1 protein-coding gene is annotated in these 421 nt (G+C 62.2%); it reads right to left on the minus strand.

The genetic code is table 11. The features are described from left to right. Window positions 1–3: 3 nt before the first annotated feature. Window positions 4–421: DUF1176 domain-containing protein (locus tag EN742_RS37440; protein WP_128334013.1), on the minus strand; the 418-nt coding region annotated here is incomplete at its 5' end.

Consider the following 421-nt stretch of genomic DNA (forward strand, 5'->3'; position numbering starts at 1 on the left):
GCCTCAGGGCGCGGTGTTGTAGTCGACGACGGCCTGCGGGTTCTGCTCGCCATCGTATGATGCATCGACGTCGTACTGGACCAGGGAAAAATCACCGTTGCGGAACAGGTAGGTTCCCGACGACGAGGCATCGCCGACGCCGCGCCACTTGTTGAAGGTGGTGATCGTCTTGGTGGCGTCGTCGTAAGCGGAATTGACGGCCCATCCAGTCGCCTGGAAGCCGACGACGTGCAGGCTCTCCACCTTGCCGTCGCTGTCGTTGTTCGCATAGCGGATGTCCATTTCGGGCTCGGCGAACTGCAACTGCCTGACGCCCGAGACGTCGTCGTAGATGTAGTAGATGGAGCTTTCATTGTAGGCGGCGGCCGAGCAGGCGAAATGGAAGAGCCGCGTTTCCCGCTCGGGGTCGCCTTCCGCCGCG

It is taken from the genome of Mesorhizobium sp. M4A.F.Ca.ET.020.02.1.1, assembly GCF_004022645.1.
In the GTDB taxonomy this organism is placed as follows: Bacteria; Pseudomonadota; Alphaproteobacteria; order Rhizobiales; family Rhizobiaceae; genus Mesorhizobium.